Source organism: Acidovorax sp. LjRoot74 (genome assembly GCF_964254355.1).
Taxonomy (GTDB): domain Bacteria; phylum Pseudomonadota; class Gammaproteobacteria; order Burkholderiales; family Burkholderiaceae_C; genus Acidovorax.
Map to the genome: position 1 here is coordinate 275,756 of NZ_CAXUTI020000001.1, position 24,259 is coordinate 300,014.

Annotated in this window: 22 protein-coding genes; 14 read left to right on the top strand and 8 right to left on the bottom strand. The window is 67.5% G+C overall.

All coding sequences use genetic code 11. The features are described 5' to 3' along the window. Window positions 1-10: 10 nt before the first annotated feature. The 5 genes from ACSQ3O_RS01280 to ACSQ3O_RS01300 all read right to left on the bottom strand — a co-directional run bounded on the left by ACSQ3O_RS01280 (window position 11) and on the right by ACSQ3O_RS01300 (window position 6,716). The gene (locus tag ACSQ3O_RS01280; RefSeq protein WP_436137591.1) at window positions 11-1,711 is read right to left on the bottom strand and encodes an acyl-CoA dehydrogenase family protein; all 1,701 of its coding nucleotides are present in this window, start codon (window positions 1,709-1,711) and stop codon (window positions 11-13) included. Between the two features lie 276 nt (window positions 1,712-1,987). Continuing rightward, the gene (locus tag ACSQ3O_RS01285) at window positions 1,988-2,977 is read right to left on the bottom strand and encodes a Bug family tripartite tricarboxylate transporter substrate binding protein (RefSeq protein WP_137747228.1); all 990 of its coding nucleotides are present in this window, start codon (window positions 2,975-2,977) and stop codon (window positions 1,988-1,990) included. A gap of 238 nt (window positions 2,978-3,215) precedes the next feature. Continuing rightward, window positions 3,216-3,980, bottom strand: a complete 765-nt coding sequence (locus ACSQ3O_RS01290) for an SDR family NAD(P)-dependent oxidoreductase (RefSeq protein WP_137747226.1) — start codon at window positions 3,978-3,980, stop codon at window positions 3,216-3,218. A gap of 38 nt (window positions 3,981-4,018) precedes the next feature. Beyond that, on the bottom strand, window positions 4,019-5,887 hold the full coding sequence (locus tag ACSQ3O_RS01295; RefSeq protein ID WP_436137592.1) for a feruloyl-CoA synthase: 1,869 nt from the start codon (window positions 5,885-5,887) through the stop codon (window positions 4,019-4,021). Window positions 5,888-5,930: 43 nt separating this feature from the next. After that, the gene (locus ACSQ3O_RS01300) at window positions 5,931-6,716 is read right to left on the bottom strand and encodes a crotonase/enoyl-CoA hydratase family protein (protein WP_436137593.1); all 786 of its coding nucleotides are present in this window, start codon (window positions 6,714-6,716) and stop codon (window positions 5,931-5,933) included. Between the two features lie 157 nt (window positions 6,717-6,873). Here ACSQ3O_RS01300 and ACSQ3O_RS01305 point away from each other — a divergent pair, with 157 nt between their 5' ends. Genes ACSQ3O_RS01305 through ACSQ3O_RS01315 form a run of 3 tightly spaced genes read left to right on the top strand, consistent with a single transcriptional unit; the run spans window position 6,874 to window position 10,964 of the window. Further along, the gene (locus ACSQ3O_RS01305; RefSeq protein ID WP_436137594.1) at window positions 6,874-8,088 is read left to right on the top strand and encodes a thiolase family protein; all 1,215 of its coding nucleotides are present in this window, start codon (window positions 6,874-6,876) and stop codon (window positions 8,086-8,088) included. 2 nt (window positions 8,089-8,090) lie between these two features. Continuing rightward, window positions 8,091-9,344, top strand: coding sequence for a thiolase family protein (locus ACSQ3O_RS01310; protein WP_298451761.1), 1,254 nt, complete (start codon window positions 8,091-8,093; stop codon window positions 9,342-9,344). Between the two features lie 36 nt (window positions 9,345-9,380). After that, entirely contained in the window at window positions 9,381-10,964 is a 1,584-nt protein-coding gene (locus ACSQ3O_RS01315; RefSeq protein ID WP_436137595.1) for an acyl CoA:acetate/3-ketoacid CoA transferase, read from the top strand. Window positions 10,965-11,080: 116 nt separating this feature from the next. Here the strand turns inward: ACSQ3O_RS01315 and ACSQ3O_RS01320 are convergent, their stop codons facing one another. Next, on the bottom strand, window positions 11,081-11,587 hold the full coding sequence (locus ACSQ3O_RS01320; protein ID WP_298451768.1) for a MarR family winged helix-turn-helix transcriptional regulator: 507 nt from the start codon (window positions 11,585-11,587) through the stop codon (window positions 11,081-11,083). A 155-nt stretch (window positions 11,588-11,742) separates the two neighbouring features. Continuing rightward, entirely contained in the window at window positions 11,743-13,287 is a 1,545-nt protein-coding gene (locus ACSQ3O_RS01325) for a YifB family Mg chelatase-like AAA ATPase (RefSeq protein WP_436137596.1), read from the bottom strand. 225 nt (window positions 13,288-13,512) lie between these two features. Here ACSQ3O_RS01325 and ACSQ3O_RS01330 point away from each other — a divergent pair, with 225 nt between their 5' ends. From ACSQ3O_RS01330 to ACSQ3O_RS01380, 11 genes are all read left to right on the top strand, one after another. Then, window positions 13,513-14,223, top strand: coding sequence for a TorF family putative porin (locus tag ACSQ3O_RS01330; protein ID WP_436137597.1), 711 nt, complete (start codon window positions 13,513-13,515; stop codon window positions 14,221-14,223). Between the two features lie 43 nt (window positions 14,224-14,266). Continuing rightward, window positions 14,267-14,605 carry a P-II family nitrogen regulator gene (glnK, locus tag ACSQ3O_RS01335; RefSeq protein WP_108615702.1) on the top strand — a complete coding sequence of 113 codons (339 nt, stop codon included), beginning with the start codon at window positions 14,267-14,269 and terminating at the stop codon, window positions 14,603-14,605. A 36-nt stretch (window positions 14,606-14,641) separates the two neighbouring features. Beyond that, window positions 14,642-16,072, top strand: a complete 1,431-nt coding sequence (locus tag ACSQ3O_RS01340; protein ID WP_137747217.1) for an ammonium transporter — start codon at window positions 14,642-14,644, stop codon at window positions 16,070-16,072. 268 nt (window positions 16,073-16,340) lie between these two features. Next, on the top strand, window positions 16,341-17,471 hold the full coding sequence (gene glcE, locus ACSQ3O_RS01345; RefSeq protein WP_436137598.1) for a glycolate oxidase subunit GlcE: 1,131 nt from the start codon (window positions 16,341-16,343) through the stop codon (window positions 17,469-17,471). 36 nt (window positions 17,472-17,507) lie between these two features. Beyond that, window positions 17,508-18,317: a YoaK family protein gene (locus ACSQ3O_RS01350; protein WP_436137599.1), complete on the top strand. Its 810-nt coding sequence runs from the start codon at window positions 17,508-17,510 to the stop codon at window positions 18,315-18,317. A gap of 42 nt (window positions 18,318-18,359) precedes the next feature. Beyond that, entirely contained in the window at window positions 18,360-19,613 is a 1,254-nt protein-coding gene (glcF, locus tag ACSQ3O_RS01355) for a glycolate oxidase subunit GlcF (RefSeq protein WP_436137600.1), read from the top strand. A gap of 73 nt (window positions 19,614-19,686) precedes the next feature. Next, a complete protein-coding gene (locus tag ACSQ3O_RS01360; protein ID WP_298451787.1) occupies window positions 19,687-20,301 on the top strand; it encodes a cold shock domain-containing protein in 615 nt (204 codons plus the stop codon). A 93-nt stretch (window positions 20,302-20,394) separates the two neighbouring features. Next, the gene (locus ACSQ3O_RS01365) at window positions 20,395-21,303 is read left to right on the top strand and encodes a ProQ/FINO family protein (RefSeq protein ID WP_436137601.1); all 909 of its coding nucleotides are present in this window, start codon (window positions 20,395-20,397) and stop codon (window positions 21,301-21,303) included. Window positions 21,304-21,491: 188 nt separating this feature from the next. Further along, window positions 21,492-21,779: a DUF2798 domain-containing protein gene (locus ACSQ3O_RS01370; protein WP_137747211.1), complete on the top strand. Its 288-nt coding sequence runs from the start codon at window positions 21,492-21,494 to the stop codon at window positions 21,777-21,779. 186 nt (window positions 21,780-21,965) lie between these two features. Then, a complete protein-coding gene (locus ACSQ3O_RS01375; protein WP_137747210.1) occupies window positions 21,966-22,463 on the top strand; it encodes a GyrI-like domain-containing protein in 498 nt (165 codons plus the stop codon). 65 nt (window positions 22,464-22,528) lie between these two features. Next, window positions 22,529-23,263 (top strand): helix-turn-helix transcriptional regulator, encoded by a 735-nt coding sequence (locus tag ACSQ3O_RS01380; RefSeq protein WP_137747209.1) that lies wholly within the window; start codon window positions 22,529-22,531, stop codon window positions 23,261-23,263. Window positions 23,264-23,297: 34 nt separating this feature from the next. Here the strand turns inward: ACSQ3O_RS01380 and ACSQ3O_RS01385 are convergent, their stop codons facing one another. Beyond that, window positions 23,298-24,242 (bottom strand): LytTR family DNA-binding domain-containing protein, encoded by a 945-nt coding sequence (locus ACSQ3O_RS01385; RefSeq protein WP_436137602.1) that lies wholly within the window; start codon window positions 24,240-24,242, stop codon window positions 23,298-23,300. Window positions 24,243-24,259 lie beyond the last annotated feature (17 nt).

The following is a 24,259-nucleotide window of genomic DNA, read 5'->3' on the forward strand; positions in this document are numbered from 1 at the left end:
TGCTTATCCATCAGGCGGTGGCAGCCATTTTTGGTCTGGCTTCCAGCGCCCGGGCAATGCGTTGGCGCAGCATCGCGGCGCGCATGTCGAATTCGGGCAGCACCCACTGGGCCAGTGCCTGGGCCGGGATGGTCCAGCGTTCATCCTTGGCCACGGCGCCGATCTCGCCCCACGCCCAGTCCAGCAGCACCAGCGCCACGGCGCGCAGGTAGTCGTCGGCCACCCAGTAGGGCAGTTCGGGGTCGGTCTGCGCGGCAATGGCCAGGGTCTGTGTGATCTCGACCAGCGCATGGCGGCGTGCGCTGGCGGCGGGGCTGGGCGCTGCGCCGGGCAGCGCGGCCAGCAGTGCTGTCAGGCCCTGGCCGCCATCGGCCAGCACCTTGCGCACCAGCAGGTCGATGGCCTGGATCTCGTTGGTGCCCTCGTAGATCATGGCCACGCGCACGTCGCGCACGATCTGCTCGATGCCCCATTCGCTCACATAGCCGTGGCCGCCAAACACCTGCAGGCAGGCGCTGGCGCCATGGAACCCTTGGTCGGTGAGCGCAGCCTTGAGCACGGGGGTGACCAGCGCGCACCAGCGCTGCGCGGCGGCGCGTTCGCCCGCGTCGGCGCTGTGTTTTGCCACATCCAGCTGCAGAGCCGTGTGGTAGGCCAGCACGCGCCCGCCGTCGATCCAGGCGCGCTGGGTCTGCAGCGTGCGGCGGATGGCGGGGTGGTCTTGAATGAGGCTGGTGTCCTTGGCGCCGGGGGCGCGCATCTGGCGGCGCTCGGCGGCGTAGGCGCTGGCCTTTTGCCACGCGGCCTCCAGCAGGCCGATGCCTTGCAGGCCCACATGCAGGCGCGCGGCGTTCATCATGACGAACATGGCGTTCAGGCCCTTGTTCGGTTCGCCCACCAGCCAGCCGGTGGCGTCGTCAAAGCGCATCACGCAGGTGGGGCTGCCGTGCAGGCCCATCTTTTCTTCGATGCGTTCGCAGACCACGGCGTTGCGGCTGCCGTCGGGCAAGACTTTGGGCACCAGGAACAGCGACAGGCCCTTGGGCCCCGCAGGTGCATCGGGCAGGCGCGCCAGCACCAGGTGCACGATGTTGTCGGTCAGGTCGTGTTCGCCGCCCGAGATAAAAATCTTGCTGCCGTTCACCCGCGCGCTGCCGTCGGGCTGCGGCACGCCGCGTGTGCGCACCAGGCCCAGGTCGCTGCCCGCGTGGGCTTCGGTGAGGCACATGGTGGCCAGCCATTCGCCGGTGGCGACTTTCTCCAGGTACTGCGCCTTGAGGGCATCGCTGGCGTGGTGCTTGATGCATTCGTACGCACCGTGCAGCAGGCCGGGCGCCATGGTCCAGCCGTGGTTGGCACCGGCCAGCCATTCAAACAGCACACATTCGAGCACCGCAGGCAGGCCCTGGCCGCCGTCTTCGGGTGCGCAGGCCAGTGCGGGCCAGCCGCCTTGCCAGAAAGCCTGGTACGCATCGCGGAAGCCGGGGGGCGTGTGCACCTGGCCTGCGTCAAACCGGCAACCCACTTCATCGCCCGTGCGCTGCAGCGGGGCCACGGCGGTGTCCACAAACTTGGCGGCTTCTTCCAGCACCTGCGCTGCCAGCTCGCCATCGGTGTCGGCAAACGGCGCCAGCGCCTGCCACTGCGCAGGGGCTTGCAGCACCTCGGTCAGCAGGAACTGGATGTCGGTGAGGGCCTGGCGTGCTTGCATGGATTGCTCTTGTTTTGATAGCTATTGGCGCTTGATGGACGCGCGGTAACGCGCTGTTTTCTTCTACATTTCGCCGGAGGAGGCCTGGGGCGGTGTGCGCCCTGGCTTCGACAGGCTCAGCCCGAACGGGTGGGGTGGCGCAACGCCCACGCGTCTCGAAGGCGCCACACGTCGATACCGGCGCGACCCCAGGCCAGCGCCACCGCGGAACTGGCTTTGCCAGGCCACGGGTGGCGTCCCCCTCAGGGGGAAGGCGCGCCAGCGCCTCAGGGGGAATCAAGAATCTGCGGTGAAGCCGATCTTCTTGATCAGCGGGCCCCAGGTGTCGTACTCCGCCTTCTGCCAGCGGGCTTGTTCTTCGGGCGTGGAGCCGTGGGGCATCAGGCCCACGATGGCCAGGCTGTCGATGACCGACTTTTCCTTCAGCGCGGCGTTGATGGCGGCGTTGGCAGCAGCAATCACCGGCTTGGGTGTGGCGGCCGGGGCGTAGAAGCCAAACCATTCTTCGGTGGTCAGCTCGGGGAAGCCCTGCTCGGCAAACGTGGGCACGTCTGGCACATAGATGGAGCGCTTGGGGCCCGAGGTGGCCAGGATGCGCAGCTTGCCCGCCTTGTAGTTGGCGATGAAGTCACCGTGCGGCGTGACCATGGCAGCCACCTGGCCGCCGACCACGTCCGTCACGCCAGGGATGGAGCCACGGTAGGGCACATGGCGCAGGTCCACGCCGCTGTTGATGCCCAGCAGCGCGCCCAAAAAGTGGGGCGTGGAGCCCGCGCCGGGCGAGCCGTAGCTCGCATCCTTGGGGTTGGCCTTGGCCCAGGCCAGGAAGTCCTTCACCGTCTTGACGCTGGCGGGCACCATGGGGCCCACGGCCAGGCCGTGGTGCATGATGGCAGCGATTGACACGGGCGCGAAGTCCTTGTCGGTGTAGTTCATCTTGCTGTAGATGTGCGGGTAGTTGGCCAGGGCCGACACCTGCGCCACGGCCAGCACCGAGCCGTCGGCGGGGGCGCCCTTCAGCGTCTCCAGTGCAATGCGGCCGCCTGCGCCGGGCTTGTTTTCCACCACGCCAGGGTTCTTGCTGAACGCGCTGCCAGCCCACTTCTCGGCCACGCGGCGGGCCACGGTGTCGCCCGAGCTGCCAGCGGGGAAGCCGAAATACACCTTCACTTGGTCTACCTGCGCATGGGCGGCAAAGGGATGCAGGGCGCCCAGCGCGGCGCTGGCGCCAAAGGCCTGGACGAGTTGTCGGCGGGTGATGGTCATGGTGTTGTCTCCTGGTGTGACGGGGTAGAACTCAAACAAGAAAAACGGGGCTTTTTCATACCCTCTGGTTATCTAGCGTATGGCAAGCGGCGAATAGCGGATAGCGACGCATTTCCTGAGGCGCTCAAAACTGGCGCTGCGCAGGCCAGTGCCACCGTGGAACTGGCTTTGCCAGGCCACGGGTGGCGTCCCCCTCCCGCAGGAGAGGGGGAAGGCGCGAAGCGACTCAGGGGGTGCATTACCGTGGTGCCATGCGAAGGGCGCCGTCAAGGCGAATCACTTCGCCATTCAGGTGCCCGTTGGTCACGATGTGGCAGGCCAGCTCGGCAAACTCCTCGGGCTTGCCCAGGCGTGGCGGGAAGGGGATGCTGGCCGCCAGCGACTGCTGCACGGCCTCGGGCAGTTCCTTCATCAGCGGTGTGGCAAACAGGCCGGGCGCCACGGTGCACACGCGGATCGCGTGCTGCGCCAGGTCGCGCGCCATGGGCAGCGTCATTCCCGCCAGGCCCGCCTTCGATGCGCTGTAGGCCTGCTGGCCCACCTGGCCGTCAAAGGCGGCGACCGAGGCGGTGAACATCATCACGCCGCGCTCGCCGTTGTCCAGCGCGTCCAGCTTGCTGCAGGCGGCTGCAAACAGGCGGCTCACGTTGTACGTGCCGATCAGGTTGATGTTGACCACGCGCACAAAGTCTTCGAGCGGCGCGGCGCTGCCGTCGCGCTGCACCACGCGCTTGGCGCTGCCGATGCCGGCCACGTTCATCAGGATGCGCGCGGGGCCGTGGGCGGCAGCGGCCTTGTCGATGGCGGCCTGCACGCTGGCGGGGTCGGTGATGTCGCAGGGGCAGGCTACGCCGCCAATGTCTGCGGCGACTTTTTCAGCCAGCTCGGCATTGCGGTCCAGCACCGCGACCTTGGCGCCCTGGGCGGCTAGTGCGCGTGCGGTGGCTTCGCCGAGGCCCGATGCGCCGCCGGTCACGAGGGCGGCTTGTCCTTGAATCTGCATGGTGGTGTCCTTGTGTGGTCAGTTCAGATGGGTTCAGTTCAACGCTGGGGCACGAGCGTGAACGGCAGGCTGCCGTCGTGCAGCGCGTTCACCAGGTCGGCGCGGTGCTTGAGCACGGCGCGCTGGTTGATGGAGCCCTTGTCGGTGATCTCGCCCTTGTCCAGCGAAGGCGGCTCGGCCATCAGGTGCATGCGCGCCACGCGGGTGGCGCTGCCGGTGGCCTGCGCGGCCAGCTGGTTGATGACCTGTTGAAAGTGTTGCTGCACGGGGGCGCTTTCCAGCACCTGCTGCAGGCTGGCATCGCCCGGCAGGCCCGCGAGCGTGCGGATGTGGGCCGTGGGTATCAAGAGCGCGCCCACCTCTTTGAGGTTGATGCCGGTGATGACCGCATCCTGCACATAGGGTGCGCAGGCGGCGATGATCTTTGCGCGCATGGGGCCCACGCTCACAAAGGTGCCGGTGCTGAGCTTGAAGTCTTCGGCAATGCGGCCGTCGAACTTCAGGCCCTTGTTCAGGTCGGTCTCGTCGATCCACTTCACGGCGTCGCCCGAGCAGTAGAAGCCTTCGTCGTCGAAGGCCTCCTGCGTGGCTTCGGCATTGCGCCAGTAGCCAGGCGTGATGTTGGGGCCGCGATAGCGCACTTCGATCTTGCCGTCGATGGGCACGAGCTTGAGTTCCAGCCCTGGAGTGGGCACGCCGATGTCGCCCGCCTGCACGTTGGGGCTGTTCACGGCCACGCAGAAGGGGCAGCCTTCGGTCATGCCCAGGCCCGTGTTCATCACGATGCGCTCGCCCACCTCTTGCTCGGCCACCTCAAAGAGGGCATCCCAGATGGGCTGCGACAGCGCGGCGGCGGCAAAGAAGAACATCTGCACGCGGCTGAGCAGGTTCTTGCGCAGCTGCGCGTCGGTCTTCATGGTGTGCGCCAGCACCTCGAAGCCCGTGGGCACGTTGAAGTACACCGTGGGCGCGATCTCGCGCAGGTTGCGGATGGTCTCGGCCATGCCCGCAGGCGTGGGCTTGCCTTCGTCCAGGTACAGCGTGCCGCCGTTGTAGATGACGATGCCGAAGTTGTGGTTGCCGCCAAAGGTGTGGTTCCACGGCAGCCAGTCCACCAGCACCAGGTCTTGCTCGGTCAGCACGGGCATGGACTGGTTCATCTGCTGCAGGTTGGCCGCCCACATGCCGTGCGTGACGATCACGGCCTTGGGCGCCTTGGTGGAGCCCGAGGTGAACATGAACTTGGCGATGCTGTCGCCGGTGATGGCGGCGTGCGCTGCATCCACAGCGGGCGTGGCCTCGGTGCCCAGTAGCGTGCTGAACGGCGTGGTATTGCGGCCGGGCAGCGTGCCCTCGATCAGCGCCACTTCCACATCGGCGCCCACCGTGGCGTTGATGGCAGCGGCAAAGCGCTCGCCGCTGCTGGCAAACACCAGGCCAGGCGTGAGGGTGTCGATGGCGTGGCGCAGCTTGTCGTAGTCCTTGCTCACGGTGGAGTAGGCGGCCGACACGGTGCACTGCGGCACACCGGCCACCAGGCAGCCCAGGGACAGCAGGGCGTGCTCCAGGTCGTTTTCGCTCTGCATGACCACGGGGCGGTCGGCGCTCAGGCCGCGGTCCAGCAGCGCCTGCGCAATGCGGCGGGCGCCATCCCAGGCTTCGCGGTAGCTGATGTGGCGCCAGTCACCCAGGCTGCCGTCGGCGTTCTTCACGCGCTGGGCCATCCAGGTGCGGTCGGGGGTGGTCTGCGCCCAGTGGGCCAGGCGGTCGGTCAGCCGCACGGGGTGGGGCTGCAGGTCTTGCGTGGCGCGCACATAGACCACGCCGTTGTCGCCCTGGCGGGTGGTGACCTCGGTCACGCCAAAGCGCAGGGGCCGGTAGCGGGGGGAGGGGAGGTTTGCCGTCATGGAAGCGGGTCTCGGTGCGGTTGCGGGCGCCAGGCGGCGGGCGTCAGGCCTTCTTGACCTTGGCGGCCTTGCCGTCCAGGAAGGCGCGCACGCGGGCCTTGGCCTCGGGCGCGCTCTGGGCGATGGCGGCCATCATGGCCTCGGCCATCAGGCCCTGGTCGGCGGGCTGTTCGGCAATGCGGGGCAGCGCGTGCATCAGGGCGTAGTTGGTCAGCGGGGCGTTTTGCGCAATGCGCTGGGCCAGCTCGAAGGCCTTGTCAAACGCCGTGCCGGTGGGCACGAGGTATTGCGCAAAGCCCACCTTCTCGCCGTCCACCGCGTTGTAGACACGGCCGGTCATCATCATGTCGGTCATGCGGGCCGTGCCGATCAGGCGCGGGATGCGCACCGCGCCGCCGCCGCCCACAAAGATGCCGCGCGAGCCTTCGGGCAGCGCGTAGAACGTGGTCTCGTCGGCCACGCGGATGTGGCAGGCGCTGGCCAGCTCCAGCCCACCGCCCACCACGGCGCCATGCAGCGCGGCGATGACGGGCACGGGACCGAACTGCACGCGGTCCAGCGCCGCATGCCACATGCGCGAGTGCTGCAGGCCCTGGCCCGCGTCGCGCTCTTTCAGCTCCGACAGGTCCAGGCCCGAGCAGAAGTGCTCGCCCTCGCCGTCGATCACGGCAGCGCCCACGCTGGCGGGCAGGTTGTCCATCACATCGCGCAGCGCCAGGATCAGGCCGTCGTTCAGCGCGTTGCGCTTGGCGGGGCGGGTGAGCCGGATGACCGCGATTTCCTCGCGTTCGCCACGGATTTCTAGGGAGATGTCGGAGGTCTTGGTCATGGTGGTGTGGGTGAGTTGGAGAAATTATGGTTATTAAAAATAACTAAAACAAGGCCATTCAGTCGCTCTTTGGTAGGTGGTTTCCCTAGCTTTTCGGGATGTCCATTTGGTTATGATAAATAACTAAAATGCAGCGCAACGCCGCCAAGGACCTGCCATGAACGCCTTCATCCCCTACGGTATCTACTGGTCGTCGCCCTTTGCCAAGTGGCAGGGCACGCTGGCCAACCTCAATGCGCTGCCGCTGGCCGCCGCCGTGGGCAAGCAGGCGCTCACCGCGCGGGGCTACGACCTGTCAGCGGTGGACCTGGCCATCCTGGGCATCACCAACCCACAAAAGGGCAGCTTCTACGGCCTGCCCTGGGTCACCGGCATGATGGGCATCGACCGCGTGGCGGGCCCCACGGTGCAGCAGGCCTGCGCCACCAGCGTGCGCGCGCTGCAGATGGCCGCACAAGAGGTGGCCTGCGGCACAGCCACCAGCGCGCTCTTGGTGATGGCCGACCGCCAGTCCAACGGCCCGGTGGTGTACTACCCGGATTCGAGCGGCACCGGTGGCTACGGCATCACCGAACACTGGGTGCCCGACAACATGGGCCACGACCCGTACGCCAAGAACCCCATGCTGCAGACCGGCGAGAACGTGGCCGCGCGCTATGGCATCACCACCGAAGAGCAGCACGCCCTCAAGCTGCACCGCTACCACCAGTACCAGGTGGCACTGGCCAACGACCGCGCGTTCCAGAAGCGCTACATGGCCGATGTGCCGGTCACCGACTCCAAATTCCGCAAGCAGACCGGCACGCTGAGCACCGACGAAGGCATCTTCCCCACCACGGCCGAGGGCCTGGCCAAGCTCAAGCCCGTGAAGGAGGGCGGCACGGTGACGTTCGGCGGCCAGACGCACCCGGCCGACGGCAACGCGGGCGCCATCGTCACCACGCGCGAACGCGCGCGCGCCGTAGCCACCGACCCGGGTATTGAAGTCGAGATCCTGGGCTTTGGCATGGCGCGCGTGGAGGCGGGCTTCATGCCCATGGCGCCGTCACCCGCTGCGTTCAACGCCCTCAAAAATGCAGGCCTGTCCATCAGCGATGTGACGGCCATCAAGACGCACAACCCCTTTGCCGTGAACGACATCGCCCTGGCGCGCGACACCGGCTTTGCCTGGGAGCGCATGAACAACTACGGCAGCTCCATCATCTGGGGCCACCCGCAGGCGCCCACCGGCATGCGCGCCATCATCGAACTGATTGAAGAGCTGGTGCTGCGCGGCGGTGGCGTGGGCCTGTTCACCGGTTGCGCCGCGGGCGACACCGGCTATGCCACCGTGCTGCGCGTGACCGACAGCAAAACCACTTCCAAGGCCTGACCATGACGACCGCTTCGACAAGCTCTTTCTCTGCCCCCTTGAACGCCTGGCTGGTGGACGGCGTGCGCACGCCCATGGTGGACTACTGTGGCCCGCTGGGCCATGTGTCCCCTACCGATATGGGCATCAAGGTCGCGCGCGCCGTGCTGGCGCGCAGCGGCGTACCAGCGGCCGATGTGGGCTCGGTCATCACCGGATCGATGGCGCAGGCCGATTTCGACGCGTTTGTGCTGCCGCGCCACATTGGCCTGTACGCGGGCGTTCCCTTGGACGTGCCCTCTATCCTGGTTCAGCGCATCTGCGGCACCGGCTTTGAGCTGTTCCGCCAGGCCGCCGACCAGATCGCGCTGGGCTACACCGACGTGGCACTGGTGGTGGGCACCGAGTCCATGACGCGCAACCCGATTGCCGCCTACACGCACCGCACCGGCTTCAAGCTGGGCGCGCCCGTGGAGTTCAAGGACTTCCTGATGGAAGCGCTGATCGACACCGCAGGCCCCGTCACCATGATCGAGACGGCCGAGAACCTAGCCAAAAAGTACGGCATCACGCGCGAGGACGTGGACGCCTACGCCTCGCAGTCCTTCGCCCGCGCACTCAAGGCGCAGGAAAACGGCTTCCTGGCGGGCGAGATCGTGCCCGTGGTCAGCGAAAAGTTTGAACTGGAAGGCTACGCCACGCGCGGCATCACGCTGCCGCGCAAGGTGGCGCAGCTCGACCGCGACACGCACCCGCGCCCATCGCCGGTCGAAGCGCTGGCCGCGCTGCGCACCGTGTACCCCGGCGGTGTGCAGACAGCGGGCAACAGCTCGGCCCTGGTCGATGGTGCCGTGGGCGCGGTGGTGGCCAGCGATGCCTATGTGCAGCAGCGTGGCCTGAAGCCCCTGGCGCGCCTGCGCGGCGTGGCGGCGGTGGGCGTGGCGCCCGAGTACATGGGCATCGGCCCGGCCCCGGCCATCCGCGCGCTGCTGGCGCGCACCGGCCTCACGCTGGAGGACATTGGCCTGTTCGAGATCAACGAAGCCCAGGGCGCGCAGACCCTGGCCGTGGGGCGCGAACTGGGGCTCGATCTGAACAAGCTCAACGTGAACGGCGGCGCGATTGCGCTGGGCCACCCGTTGGCCGCCACGGGTGTGCGCCTGACGGTGACGCTGGCGCGCGAGCTGCGCCGCCGTGGCCTGCGCTACGGCATCTCCAGCGCCTGCGTGGGCGGTGGGCAGGGCATTGCACTGCTCATCGAAAACACTGACGCGTAACCCAGTCTTCACACCCATTTGCAAGAGCACAGCACCATGAAAATCATCACCGCAGCCCAGGCCGGGGCACTGATTCCCGATAACGCCACCATCTTCCTGGGCGGCTTGGCCGTCTCCAGTCTGCCCGAGGAAGTGCTCAAGGGCGTAGAAAAGAACTTTCTGGAAACCGGCCACCCGAAGAGCGTGACCACCTGGGCCTGCGGCGCGATTGGCAACAGCAAGGACGCGGGCATGGTCCACTTTGCCCACCCCGGCATGATCAAGCGCACGGTGGCAGGCCACTTCGGCCAGACCGGCGCCGAGATGATGAAGATGGTGTTTGACGGCGAAGTGGAGGCCTACAACTTCCCGCAGGGCAGCCTGTCGCACCTCACCCGCCACATCGCCAGCCGCAGCCCCGGGCTGCTGACCAAGGTGGGCCTGGGCACCTTTGTGGACCCGCGCATCGAAGGCGGCAAGCTCAACAGCAAGTCCACAGAAGACCTGGTCAAACTGGTGGAGTTCAACGGCGAGGAATGGCTGTTCTACCCCGCGCCCAAGATCGATGTCGCCATCATTCGCGGCACCGTGGCCGATGAAAACGGCAACCTCACGCTGGACAAGGAAGGCGTGCTGCTGGAGCAGATCAACATCGCCCACGCGGCCAAGGCCTGCGGCGGCATCGTGATTGCGCAGGTGGAGCGCATCGTGAAGGCGGGCAGCCTGCACCCCAAGTCGGTCAAGGTGCCTGGCGTGTCGGTGGACTACGTGGTGGTGAGCCAGCCCGAGAACCACATGCAGACCATCACCACGCAGTTCAACCCCGCACTGTGCGGCGACGTGCGCGTGCCGGTGAACTCGCTCGAACCCATGCCGCTCGATGAGCGCAAGGTGATCGCGCGTCGCTCGGCGCTGGAGCTGCTGCCTGGCGCTATCACCAACCTGGGCATCGGCATCCCGGCGGGTGTGCCCTCGGTGGCGGCGGAAGAGGGTGTTTCGGACCAGTTCACGTTGAGTGTGGAAAGTGGCATCACCGGCGGCATCCCCGCACAGCTGGGTGACTTTGGCACGGCCTACAACGCCGACGCGATCATCGAGCAGTCGCTGCAGTTCGACTTTTATGACGGCGGCGGGCTGGATGCCAGCTTTTTGGGCCTGGCGCAGGCCGATAACCAGGGCAACGTGAACGTGAGCAAGTTCAACGGCCGCCCCGTGGGCTGCGGCGGGTTTGTGAACATCACGCGCGCCACCAAGAACCTGGTGTTCTGCGGCACCTTCACGGCCGGGGGCCTGGAGGTGAAGGTGGGCGATGGGCAGCTCACCATCGTCAAGGAAGGCCGCTCGCGCAAGTTCATCGAGAAGGTCGAGCAGATCACCTTCAACGGCCTGGACGCAGCCCAGCGCGAGCAGAACGTGCTGTTCGTCACCGAGCGCGCCGTGTTCCACCTGACCACCGAGGGGCTGGAGCTGGTCGAGATCGCCCCCGGCATTGACCTGGAGCGCGATGTGCTGGCGCACATGGGCTTCAAGCCCATCCTGCGCGATGTGAAGACCATGGACCCGGGGCTGTTCCGCGAGACCTGGGGCGGGCTCGCTGCTGCCATGGCGGCGAAGTCAGCCAAGTCAGTACAACCCGCGTAACAGGCCGGGCGGCGCAAGCGGTTCGGCAAGACACGCCAGCGCCCGCAGCGGGGCAAAAAAAGGGGGCGCTCATGGCGCCCCTTTTTGTTTTTTCTTCTGCCTTCTGTCCGGTCTTCTCAGGCCCCGTCCTGGCTGTAAACCTTCTGCAGCAGGCGGATCAGCGTCTTGCGCTCGGCGGCCGTGAGGCCTGCGGTGGCATCCACCTCCAGCTGCGCGGCGGTCTGCTCGGCCTGGGCGGTCAGCTCCACGCCCGCGGGCGTCAGGTGCAGGCCCATGGCACGGCCATCGCTCGGGTGGGGGCGGCGCTCGATCAGGCCGCGCCGCTCCAGCGCCGCAATCAGGCCCACCAGGTTGGGCGGCAACACGCCCAGCGTCACGCACAGTTGGCGCGAGGTCACGCCCGGGTTGTGCGCCACCAGTGACAGCACCGAAAAATCCACCACCTTGAGGCGGTACACCGCCATGCGCTCCATGAACACCTCGATCACGGCCAGCGACGCGCGCCGTGCGTTGTAGCCCACCAGGGTGCGCAGAAAACCGGTGTCCACCGACTCGGGGGCGGGCGTGGCGGAGGCGGAGGCCGTGGTGGCAGGGGTCTTTTTGGAGGTGCGGGGGCTGGGCATGGAGCGATTGTGGCGGCGCGGGGTGTGGATGGGTGCAAGAGAGCCGGAAATTTGATTCAAATCAGCCGTTCCCGCCTGTCTGTATTGCCTGTTTAGCTATAAAAACAATAGTAAATGGTGCGGGGAGACCCGCACGGCAGGTCTCTGCCACGCCGTCACGCGGGGTGGCGCAGCACGCGGCGGTACTGCACGGCCTCGGCCACATGGCCCACCTCGGTGTCGGTGGCGCCTGCCAGGTCGGCAATGGTGCGGGCCACCTTGAGCGCGCGGTGGGTGCTGCGCGCCGACCAGCCCAGGCGGGCCGCAGCGGTGTTCAGGAACTTGGCGGCGGCGTCCTGCAGCTGCAGGTGGGTGTCGATCTCCTGGCCCTGCAGCGCCTGGTTGGCCTTGCCCTGGCGGGACAGCGCGCGCTGGCGGGCCTGCTCCACCCGCGTGCGGATGGCGGCGGTGGATTCGCCTGCGGGGGCCTGCACCAGCTGCTCGGCTGGCAGGGCGGGCACTTCCACATGCAGGTCGATGCGGTCCAGCAGCGGGCCGCTGAGCTTGGCCTGGTAGCGGTTCACCTGGTCGGGCGTGCAGCGGCAGGCGCGTTGTGTGGAGCCCAGAAACCCGCAGGGGCAGGGGTTCATGGCCGCAATCATCTGAAAGCGCGCTGGAAACTCCGCGCGCTGCGCCGCGCGGGCGATGGTGATGTGGCCGGTTTCCAGCGGCTCGCGCAAGGCCTCCAGCGCGGCCCTGGGGAACTCAGGAAGCTCATCCAAAAATAGAACGCCCTGGTGCGCCAGGGAGATTTCGCCCGGGCGCGGGGGCGAGCCGCCGCCCACCAGCGCCACCGCGCTGGCCGTGTGGTGCGGCTGGCCGGTTGGCCGCTGGCCCCAGGCCTCGGGGCGAAAGCGCCCGGCCAGGCTGGCGATGGCGGCGCTCTCCAGCGCCTCTTCCACCGTCATCGTGGGCAGCAGGCCCGCAAAACGCTGCGCCAGCATCGACTTGCCCGAGCCCGGTGGCCCAGCCATCAGCAGGCTGTGGCCACCTGCCGCGGCAATCTCCAGAGCACGCTTGGCGGCCGCCTGGCCTTTGACATCGGCCATGTCGGGGCCGGTGGTGCGGGTGGCCATGGGGGTGGCGGCCAGGCGGGTCCAGCCGTCGTTGGCAACGTCGGCATCGCCGCCTGCCACGCTGCCCGGGGGCAGAAAGGCGCGCACCACGTCCAGCAGGTGGCGCGCGCGCACCACCTGGGCGGCGGGCACCAGGGCGGCCTCTTCGGCGCTGCCGGGGGGCAGCACCAGCTGGGTGTCGATCTGCTGCGTCTGCAGCGCCAGGCTGGTGGCCAGGGCGCCGCGCACGGGGCGCAGCTCGCCTGACAGCGACAGCTCGCCCGCAAACTCGTAGCCCGCCAGGCGGCTGGCGTCCACCTGCCCGCTGGCGGCGAGGATGCCCAGGGCAATCGGCAAGTCGAAGCGGCCAGAATCCTTGGGCAGGTCGGCAGGCGCCAGGTTCACGGTAATGCGCTTGTTGCTGGGGAACTCCAGCCCCGCGTTCTGCAGCGCCGAGCGCACCCGCTCGCGGGCTTCCTTCACTTCCACCTCGGCCAGCCCCACCAGGGTGAAACTGGGCAGGCCGTTGGCCAGATGCACTTCCACGGTGACTGAAGGCGCCAACATCCCCAGAAGGGCGCGGCTTTGCACCAAAGCAAGACTCATGAAGCGGTTTCTCCCCAGATGGGTGCGTTTTCGGGTGTTTTGGCGCGGGGTGGTGGGTTCTTGCACCAGATGGGTGCGACGTGCCCGGCGCGATCCCCACCACTGTACTGGGGATTGTTGTAACCCAACGCAACCGCACCCGGTCCGCACGCGCAGGGCCTGCGGAGGCAATGGCACGGTCCGTGCTTAAAGCGCTTGTCCCTACTTTGTCCAACCGGAGGAAACATGACCCGCGCCATCATCAAGACCCTGAGCGTTGCCCTTGTTGCAACCCTTCCCATGCTGGCCAGCGCCCAGCTCACCGCCAACGTCAGCCTGACCACGAACTACAAGTTCCGTGGCCAGGACCAGGACACGTCCAAGGCCAAGGCCGTCAAGCCTGCCCTGCAAGGCGGTTTTGACTACACCTTCGGCGAATCCGGCTGGTACGTGGGCAACTGGAACTCCAGCGTGGACTGGCTGTCCGGCAACTCGCTCGAATCCGACCTGTACGGCGGCTACAAGTTCAAGGCCGGCGGCGTGGACCTGGACGTGGGCCTGCTGACCTACATCTACCCCGGCAACAGCGCGGGCAACACCACCGAAGTCTATGGCGCTGCCACCCTCGGCCCCGTGACGGCCAAGTACTCGCACACCCTGTCCAAGGACTACTTTGCCTACGCAGGTCCTGGCATGAAGGGCCGCAACACCGGCTACCTGAACCTGGCGTTTGCCCAGGAAGTGGCGCCCAGCACCACGCTGAAGGCATCGGTCGGTTTCACCCGCTTTGGTGGTGACATCACCGCCCCCAACTTCATGGACTACAGCCTGGGCGGCTCGTACGACTTCGGCGGCGGCGTGTCCCTCGGCGCTGCCGTGGTCGGCGCCACCAAGAAGGCCTTCTACGGCCCGGTCAACAAGTCGCGCGTGATCGTCACGCTCACCAAAACCCTGTAAGTCTCAATGGGCGCCGGTGGCGCCCATTCCGGAGGATCTGAAAATGAAAATGGTGACAGCCATCATCAAGCCCTTCAAGCTCGACGAAGTGCGCGAAGCGCTCTCCGACATCGGCGTGCAAGGCATCACGGTGACCGAAGTCAAAGGCTTTGGCCGCCAGAAGGGCCACACCGAGCTGTACCGCGGTGCAGAGTACGTGGTGGACTTTTTGCCCAAGGTCAAGATCGAAGCCGCCATCGCGGACGACCTGGTGGACCGCGTGATCGAGTCCATCGAAAGCGCCGCGCGCACCGGCAAGATCGGTGACGGCAAGATTTTTGTGACCCACCTGGAGCAGGTGGTGCGCATCCGCACCGGCGAAACCGGCAAGGAAGCCCTGTAAGGGCCCGGTCGCAACAGACACAAGAGAAGAAATGCCATGAAAAAACTGCTTGCTTCCTTCATCCTGGGGCTGGGTCTGCTGACCATGGGCAATCTGTCCCTGGCCCAGGCGCCTGCCGCCGAACCAGCGGCCGCCACCGCCGCTGCCCCGGCTGCCGATGCCGCTGCGCCTGCAGCTGCTCCGGCCGCTGCTGCTCCCGCTGCAGCCGAAGCGGCTCCAGCCGCTGCTGCAGCCCCCGTGCCCAAGATCGACTCCGGCGATACCGCCTGGATGCTGACCTCCACGTTGCTCGTGATCCTGATGACCATCCCCGGCCTGGCGCTGTTCTACGGCGGCCTGGGCCGCAGCAAGAACATGCTGTCGGTGCTGATGCAGGTCTTCGTGGTGTTCTCGCTGATCTCGCTGCTGTGGGCCATCTATGGTTACAGCCTGGCGTTCTCGGGCGAGGGCAAGTTCTTCGGCGGCTTCGACAAGATCTTCCTCAAGGGCGTGACCCAGGAGACCTTTGGTGCGCTGACCACGATTCCTGAGTACGTGTTCTTCGCGTTCCAGGGCACGTTTGCCGCCATCACCGTGGCGCTGATCGTGGGCTCGTTCGCCGAGCGCATCAAGTTCGCTGCCGTGCTGATCTTCTCGGTGCTGTGGTTCACCTTCAGCTACGTGCCCATGGCCCACATCGTGTGGGGCGGCGGCCTGCTGGGTGCTGACGGTGCTCTGGACTTTGCAGGCGGCACCGTGGTGCACATCAACGCCGGTATCGCTGGCCTGGTGGGCGCGTACATGGTGGGCAAGCGCATCGGCTTCGGCAAGGAAGCCATGACGCCCCACAGCCTGACACTGACCATGGTCGGCGCCTCGCTGCTGTGGGTGGGCTGGTTCGGCTTCAACGCTGGCTCTGCCGGTGCTGCCAACGCCAACGCTGGCCTGGCCTTCGTGAACACCGTGCTGGCCACTGCCGCCGCCACGCTGTCGTGGATTGCTGGTGAAGCACTGCACAAGGGCAAGGCCTCGATGCTGGGTGCTGCCTCCGGTGCGGTGGCTGGCCTGGTGGCCGTGACGCCTGCTGCAGGCTTCGTGGGCCCCATGGGTTCCATCGTGATGGGCCTGATCGCTGGTGTGGTCTGCCTGTGGGGTGTGGGTGGCCTCAAGCGCATGCTGAACGTGGACGACGCGTTTGACGTGTTCGGCGTGCACGGCGTGGGCGGCATCCTGGGTGCCATCCTGACCGGTGTGTTCGCTTCGCAAGGCCTGGGTGGCACGGGCGGCCTGACGCCTGACACCTTCGCCATGGGCGCTCAAGTGTGGGTGCAGGTCAAGAGCGTGCTGTTCACCATCGTCTGGTCCGGTGTCGTGGCTTTCATCGCCTACAAGATCGCCGACCTGCTCGTGGGCCTGCGTGTCTCGGAAGAAGCCGAACGCGAAGGTCTGGACATCACCTCGCACGGCGAAACGGCGTACAACCGCTGATCGCTCTGCGCCCCACGCGCTGCGGTGTCTGGTGGCACCGTGGCGTGGTAGCAAGAAAAACAAGCAAGTTACTCCTCTCGGTTCTTTGGCCCGCCGACCACCGGCGGGCCTTTTTCGCATCGGCAGGGGGCTTGCTGAAAATGGTGGGGCAGGGGCCTTGCGCCCCGCGCCCGCACCCCCACCAGGCCGCTGTCCTTCACAAGCGCTGTTCAAAAAATTCACGCACCCCGCCTGCCGTGCCGCACACCGCTGCCGCTACGATGCGCGGATGGACTTTTCCCTTGCCCCGATTGCCGAGCGCGTGCGTGCCGCTGCGGCCGACCAGACCCCGCTGCGCATCCGTGGCGGGGGCACCAAGGACTTCCACGGCCTGGCCCTGCATGGCGAGGTGCTGGACACCCGGGGCCTGCGCGGCATCGTGAACTACGAGCCCAGCGAGCTGGTCGTGACCGTGCGCGCGGGCACCCCGCTGGCCGAGCTGGAGGCCCTGCTGGCCGAGCGCGGCCAGTGCCTGCCGTTTGAACCCCCGCATTTCGCCAAGACCCCTGCAGACGGCGCCACCGTGGGTGGCATGGTGGCGGCGGGCCTGTCGGGCCCGGCCCGCGCCAGCGTGGGCGCCGTGCGCGACTACCTGCTGGGCGTGACGGTGCTCAACGGCAAGGGCGAGCTGCTGACCTTTGGCGGCCAGGTCATGAAAAACGTGGCGGGGTACGACGTGTCGCGCCTCATGGCCGGAGCCTGGGGCACGCTGGGCTTGCTCACCGAGGTGAGCCTCAAGGTGCTGCCCGTGGCGCCTGGCGAGGCCACGCTGCGGTTCGAGGGCATCAACCAGGCCGACGCCCTGCGCAAGCTGCACGCCTGGGGCGGCCAGCCGCTGCCCCTCAACGCCAGCTGCTGGGTGCAAGACGGTGGAGTGGGCACCCTGTATGTGCGCCTGCGCGGCGCCGTGGCGGCGGTGGAGGCCGCGTGCAAGACCATGGGCGGCGTGCGCATGGGCGACAACGCCGCCGTGGCCGCCGATTGGGCCGCCTGCCGTGAACAGACCCTGCCCTGGTTCGCCGATCGCGCCCAGCGCCCCGACCACGCGCTGTGGCGCCTGTCCGTGCCCGCCACGGCCCCGGCGCTGGCCCTGCCAGAGGGCGCCGAGCCGCTGGTGGAATGGCATGGCGCACTGCGCTGGGTACAGGCCCCCGAGTCGGCGGGCGAGGCCCTGCGCGCCGCCGCCCACGCGGTGGGTGGAAATGCTTCTGTTTTCGTAGCTGCAAGCACAGGTGGGACAGGCGCAAAGGGCCTTTTTGACCTCAAATCCACAGCGCTGGAACAGATCCACGCCCGCCTCAAGCACAGCTTCGACCCGGCGGGCATCTTCAACCCCGGCCGCGTGGCGCGGGCCTGGTAGGCGCTGCAGCCCGGTTGGCTCCCCGCGCACGCACCCATGCGACGCCTTCTCCATCTCACCGGACACCGGCGCACGGTGGCCAGCAACCAGGTGCTGGGCCTGCTGCTGGCCTTCAATGCCGGTGCAGTGAACGCGGGGGGCTTTCTGGTCGTGCACATCTACACCTCGCACATGACGGGCTTCCTGTCGTCGCTGGCCGACAACCTGGTGCTGGGCCAGATGAAGCTGGTGCTGGGTGCCATTGGTGCGCTGTGGGCCTTCATGTCCGGCGCGGGCACCACGGCCATCATGATCAACTGGGCGCGCCAGCGCAGGCTGCGCAGCACCTTTGCGTTGCCCCTGCTGCTGGTGGCTGTGCTCATGCTGCTGTTTGGCCTGGTGGGCGCCATCACCCTCAACTGGCCCACGCCGTTTGCGGTGCCGCTCACGGTGCTGCTGCTGTCTTTCATCATGGGCCTGCAGAACGCCACGGTGACCAAGATGTCCTCGTCCCAGATCCGCACCACCCACATGACCGGCGTGGTGACCGACCTGGGCATCGAGATGGGCAAGATGCTTTACTGGAACCGCACCGGCACCGCGCCCGAGTCGCAGGTGCGCGCCAACCAGGCCCGGGTGCGGCTGTTTGCCGGGCTGCTGGGCATGTTCCTGGTGGGCGGCATTGCGGGTGCGGCGGGCTTCAAGCATGTGGGCTTTGTGTTTGTGGTGCCGCTGGCGCTGGTGCTGCTGGCCCTGTCGCTGCCGCCGCTGTGGGCCGACCGGGCGCGGCTGCGCCAGCCGTTGCGCAAGCCCCAGGCGCTGGATGTGCCCCTGGATCCGCCCCTGGACCCACCGCCCGCGCGCTGAACCGCTACCGATTTTTTCTGTTCCTTCGCCCAGGCATGCACTATGCAAACCCAGCTCTCCCCTGAATACCGCGCCCGCGCCGATGGCCTGGAGGCCGAATCCATCCTGCGTAAGTGCGTGCACTGCGGCTTCTGCACCGCCACCTGCCCCACCTACCAGTTGCTGGGCGACGAGCTGGACGGCCCGCGCGGCCGCATCTACCTCATCAAGCAGGTGCTCGAAGGCGCCGAGCCCACGCGCAAGACCCAGATGCACCTGGACCGGTGCCTCACCTGCCGCAACTGCGAAAGCACCTGCCCGAGCGGCGTGCAGTACGGCCACCTGGTGGACATCGGCCGCAAGATCGTCGATGAAAAAGTGCCCCGCCCCGTGGGCGAAAAAGCCCTGCGCTGGGCGCTGAAGGAGGGCCTGCCATCGCCCCTGTTCGCCCCCGCCATGAAGGCCGGGCAAATGGTGCGTGACCTGCTGCCCGAGGCGCTCAAGGCCAAGGTGCCCGCACCGCAGGACGCAGGCGCCTGGCCCACGCGCGAACATGCGCGCAAGGTGCTCATGCTGGCGGGCTGCGTGCAACCGGCCATGATGCCCAACATCAACACGGCCACCGCCCGCGTGCTCGACGCCGTGGGCATCCAGACCGTGATCGCATCCAAGGCCGGCTGCTGCGGTGCCGTCAAGTTCCACCTCAACGACCAGGCCGGCGGCATGGCCGAGATGCGCGCCAACATCGACGCCTGGTGGCCGCTGGTCGAAGCGGGTGGGGTCGAGGCCATCGTCATGAACGCCTCGGGCTGCGGCGTCACCGTCAAGGAATACGGCCACATCCTGAAGGACGATGCGGCCTATGCCGCCAAGGCCGAGCGCATCAGCGCCCTCACGCGCGACCTGTCGGAGTTGCTGCCTGCCCTGCTGCCCGAGCTGGCCGCCAAGCTGCAGGGCCGTGTGAACCAGCCGGACACCCTGTACGCCTACCATCCCCCTTGCACGCTGCAGCACGGCCAGAAGCTGCGCGGCGGGGTGGAGGCGCACCTGAACCAGCTGGGCTTCCAGCTGCGCACCGCGCGCAACGACGCCCACCTTTGCTGTGGCTCGGCCGGAACGTACTCGGTGCTCAACCCCGACCTGTCGTACCAGCTGCGCGACCGCAAGCTCGGCGTGCTGGCCGAGGCCTTCGGCGAGCAGCCGCCCGACGTGATCCTCTCGGCCAACATCGGCTGCATCACCCATCTGCAAAGCGGCACGGGGACGGCGGTGCGGCACTGGGTGGAGGTGCTGGACGAGGCGCTGGCGGGTCATTGACCGCGCGGCCCAGGGGTTGATCTTGCGACCAGCCGCTACCATGGCGCCCCAACCAGCCTAGAAAGGGGAGGCCATGCGCTTCGAGGGGACGCTCACCCAGTGGAACGACGACCGGGGTTTTGGCTTCATCACGCCCACCCCGGCAGGCCAGGATGTGTTTGTGCACATCTCGGCGTTTGCGCGCGACGGCCTGCGGCCGCGACTGCATGAAGCGCTGAGTTTTGAAATCTCGCTGAACAAGGACGGGAAGAAGCAGGCGGTTCTGGTGCGTCGTGACCGGCTCGCCCCCGCCTTGTCTACTGCTGCCCCGCCCCGGGCGCGCCGCGACATCGGCCGCGAATCCTCTGAACCCCGGGGGCTGCCCACACGCATCGTTGTCTTTGTGGTGGCCTGCGCGCTGCTGGCGGCGGCCTACTGGCACTTTGATCGGCGCACGCAGCGGGCTGCTGCGGCCCGGGCCGAAGCGGCGGCGCAGACTCTGGAGGCGCCGCAGCAGCGCGCCCCCGCTGCCCCGGCGCAACCGTTGACATCCTCGTATCGCTGTGACGGCCGCCAGCACTGCTCGCAGATGACATCGTGCTCCGAAGCCAAGTTCTTCCTGCAGAACTGCCCCGGCACCAAGATGGACGGGAACGGCGACGGGGTTCCCTGCGAGCAGCAGTGGTGCACCCATCCGCTGGCAAAGTAGCGTGCCCACCAAGGCCGTTTTGGTGCTCGCAACCCCAACACTGGCATGATCGAGGGTTTTGTTGCCCTCCATTTGCCCCCGAACCGCATTGCCATGACCGACTCCGCGTCCGCACAAGAACAACCCCACGCAGCCCCTGCCAGCGCCCCGGCCGCGCCTGTGGTGGCCGAGGCTGCCGTTGCCGTGGCAACCCCTGAGTCCGTGGCAGCGCCTGCTGCCGAAGCCGGTGCGCCCCAGCCGCAGCGCAAGGGCGGGTCCCGCCGTGGCGGCCGCAACCGCCGCAAGCCCGAGGGGCGCCAGGCGCCTGAAGGGGCGGCCGAAGGTTCCTCCCAAGCCGCTGCGCCCGGCGCAGCCCCGCGCGCACCCCAGCGCGTGCACCCAGCGCTGGAGCAACTCGCAGCGCTGTACCCGCATCTGTTTGGCGCGGTGTTCCGCCCGCTCAAGCGCGGCATCTTCCAGGACATCCTGGCTTCACACCCCGACCTGTTCGAGCGCGAGGCGCTCAAGGTGGCGCTGGGCCTGCACACCCGCTCCACGCGCTATCTGCAAAGCGTGGCGGCGGGTGACAAGCGGCACGATCTGCAAGGCCAGCCAGTGGAAACCATGGCACCCGAGCATGTGCACCACGCGCTGCTGGAGGTCTACCGCCGCAAGAAGGCCCGTGCCACCGAAGACCTGCTGCCCAAGCTGCGCAACCGCATGATGGCGGCTTTCGAGGCCTCGGGCCTCACGCGCGAGGCCTACACCGAGCTGGTGCAGGGCCGCGACGAGGCGGCCAACTCCATCCTTGAAGAAGCCTTTGCCGAATGGGCTGCCCGCAACGCCAAGGACGAAGCCCTGCTGCGTGCTTTTGAAGCCAGCGGCCAGACGCTGGAGGCCTTTGCCGACATGTACGGCCTGGTGGCGCGCACCGTGGGCCAGCAGTTGGAGCGTGCACGCCGCCTGGCAGCCGCGCGGGTTCAGGCTCCCGTGGCTGCAGTGTCTGCAGCCCAAAGCGACTAAGGCTCAAGCGACCGAGGTCGGCTCAGCCTAAAATTTCCCTCGCGACCCGGTTCATGGGTTGCCGTAAGCGTTTACGTCAATCAACGTGCCTACCAACGCCGGCCCTGCCGGGGTGGTGGCCCCCAGCCCGCAGATGCTGCAGGGTGGGGGTGGCACCTTGCTTGACCGGTGTGCTTTCTGGAACTGCAATGAACCAACCTTCTTCGCTCCCCCCGTCTTCCCGCAAGACCTTTCTCGGGCTGCCCAAGCTGCCCGCACGCTCGGCGGCCTGGGTGATGCCGCTGCTGCTGTCACTGCTCATGACCTTCATCGTGTCGCTGATCAGCACGGTGCGTGTGGCCGGCTTCTCGCTAGACTTCTTGCGCCTGTGGCTGAGTGCCTGGGCGCTGTCCTGGGTCGTGGCCTTCCCCACACTGCTTCTGGTGCTGCCCGTGGTGCGCCGCGCCACAGCCGCCATCGTCGAGACGCCGAACTGACCTGTGGCGGGGCGGGTGCCTGGTGCCTGCCAGCCCTCGCCACTGCGCCCACCCTCGGATCACCAGGGGTGGGCGCAGGCTACTGACATCAGGCTGTCAGCAGCAGGCACGCACCATGCCTCTCTCGCGCTGCGCCCTCGGGCCAGCGCATTGATTCCATCCAACGACCCAGAGAGAGGACCTGCCATGACCGCCACCATCACCTTTCCCGCACCCACCAGCGTCCAGATCCCCGCGTTCAGCGTGGCGGGCATCAGCGTGCGCACGCGCAACAGCGAAGAAATGAACCCCGCCATCGCGCGCCTGGGTGGCCTGTGGAACCGCTTTTTCAGCCAGAGTTGGGGGCGCCAGCTGCCCAGCCGGGGCGACGACGGCCGCATCTTTGGCGTGTACAGCGCCTACGAGTCCAACGAACACGGCGCCTTCGACGTGACGGCCGGTGTGGCCGTGGCCGAACCGCACCTGGCACAGGCCGTGCCGGGCGCGCACCGCGTGGACATCGAAGCGGGCGACTACCTGGTGTTCACCGGCGAGGGCGACATGCCGCAGATGGTGATCGACACCTGGATGCGCATCTGGCACTACTTTGCCGACAATCCGCAGGTGCAGCGCCGCTTTGGCACCGACTTCGAGGCCTATGAAGGGCCCGACAAGGTGTCCATCCATGTGGGTGTTGTGCTATAAATAATATAGCTATTAACGCTTGATGGACAGGCGCAGAAGCCTAAAAACACTCATATTCCCAGCCCATGCGCCGCGCAGACCGCCTGTTCCAGATCGTCCAGCTCATCCGGGGGCGGCGCCTGTCCACGGCCGCTTTCCTGGCCGAGCGGCTTGAAGTCTCTCCCCGCACCATCTACCGCGACGTGGCGGACCTCCAGCACCAGGGCGTGCCCATTGAGGGCGAAGCCGGTGTGGGCTACCGCCTGGGCGCGGGCTTCGAGCTGCCGCCGTTGATGTTCAGCCAGGGCGAGGCCAATGCGCTGGTGGCTGCCGCGCGGCTGGCCCAGGCCTGGCTCGACCCCGGGCTGGCGCGCGAGGTGGAGGGCGCGCTGGGCAAGATTTTGTCGGTGCTGCCCCCGGCCGCCCGGGTGGCGGCCGAGGCGCAGGCGCTGTATGCGCCGTCTGTGGGGCTGGACCCGCGCGTGCAGGCCACGCTGCAGGCGCTGCGCGAGGCGGTGCACAGCCGGCATATGGTGCATATCGACTACGCCGACGTGCACGGCCGCCCCAGCCTGCGCCGCCTGCGGCCGCTGGGCTGCTTTTACTGGGGCAAGGTCTGGACGCTGTCGGCCTGGTGCGAGCTGCGCAATGACTTCCGGGGCTTTCGCATCGACCGCATCGTGGACCTGGTGGTGCTCGAAGAGCAGTTCCGCCAGGAGCCCGGCAAGACCCTGGCCGACATGCTGCGCAAGGTGGAGGCCGAGATGGCCGCCAGCCCGCCCGAGTGGGGGGCCGCACAAACGCCGGGGCTCAATGCGTGAGAACAGTTTCTGACAGGCTTGCCGCCCTTGGCCCTCAGCCCGCGCGGGGTGCCAACCCGTCCCGGTAGCGCCGGCTGCAGGGCACGGTGCTGCCATCCTTCATCACCAGTCGCGCGTCGCCGCTGTCCAGGGGCTCGATCACGGCGATAGCATCCAGGTTGACGGCGTAGCTGCGGTGCACGCGCACGAAACGCGTGGGGTCGAGCTGGGCCAGAAAGTCGGTGAGCGTGGAGCGCAGCAGGTAGTCATGCCCATGCACATGCAGTCCGACGTAGTTGGCCTCGGCCTGTAGCCAGGCGATGTCGCCCGCGGCGATCAGGAACTCGCGGCGCAGCTTGCGCACCAGGAAGCGTTCGGGGCGCTGTGGGGGCTGTGATGGGGGTTCGAGCGGATCGGCTGGCGCGGGTGCATCCTGGGTCGGGGCCTGCTCCTGGAGCGCAGGTGGCGCTGGCGGTTCGGGTGCATCCAGCACGCGGGCCTCGCCTTGCAGGCGCAGCAGCAAGAAGCGGTAGCTGACCAGTGCACACACCGTGAGCGTGTAACTGCGCACGTCCTTCAGGTATTCATACCCCCACTGCGCCCACCAGCCGGGCGGCTGGTAGCGTTCGCCCAGTGCCGCGTAGCCTGCATGGCGCAGCGCCCACATGCCCACCAGGTGCACGGTGCAGTACACCACGCTGGCCAGCACATGCCAGGGCAGATGGCGCCGCAGTGTGCCCCAGCGCAGCACAAAGCGCTGCTCGAAAGCCACCACGGCCGGGATCAGCGCCGCCACCACCAGCGCGCTCGTCAGCTCCCACAGCAGCGGCTCCCACGCCGCCACGGCCCGGCCAGCGCCGCGCAGGTCGATCCAGCTCACCACGGTGTTGAAGGCCGCCTGCACCAGCAGCACGGCGGCCCAGAAGCCGATTTCCGCGCGCCGCCGCAGGGCACGGTCGTGGGGATAGCGGTTGATCCAGGCGGACACGGGGGCGGTCATGGGGCCAAGTGTAGGCA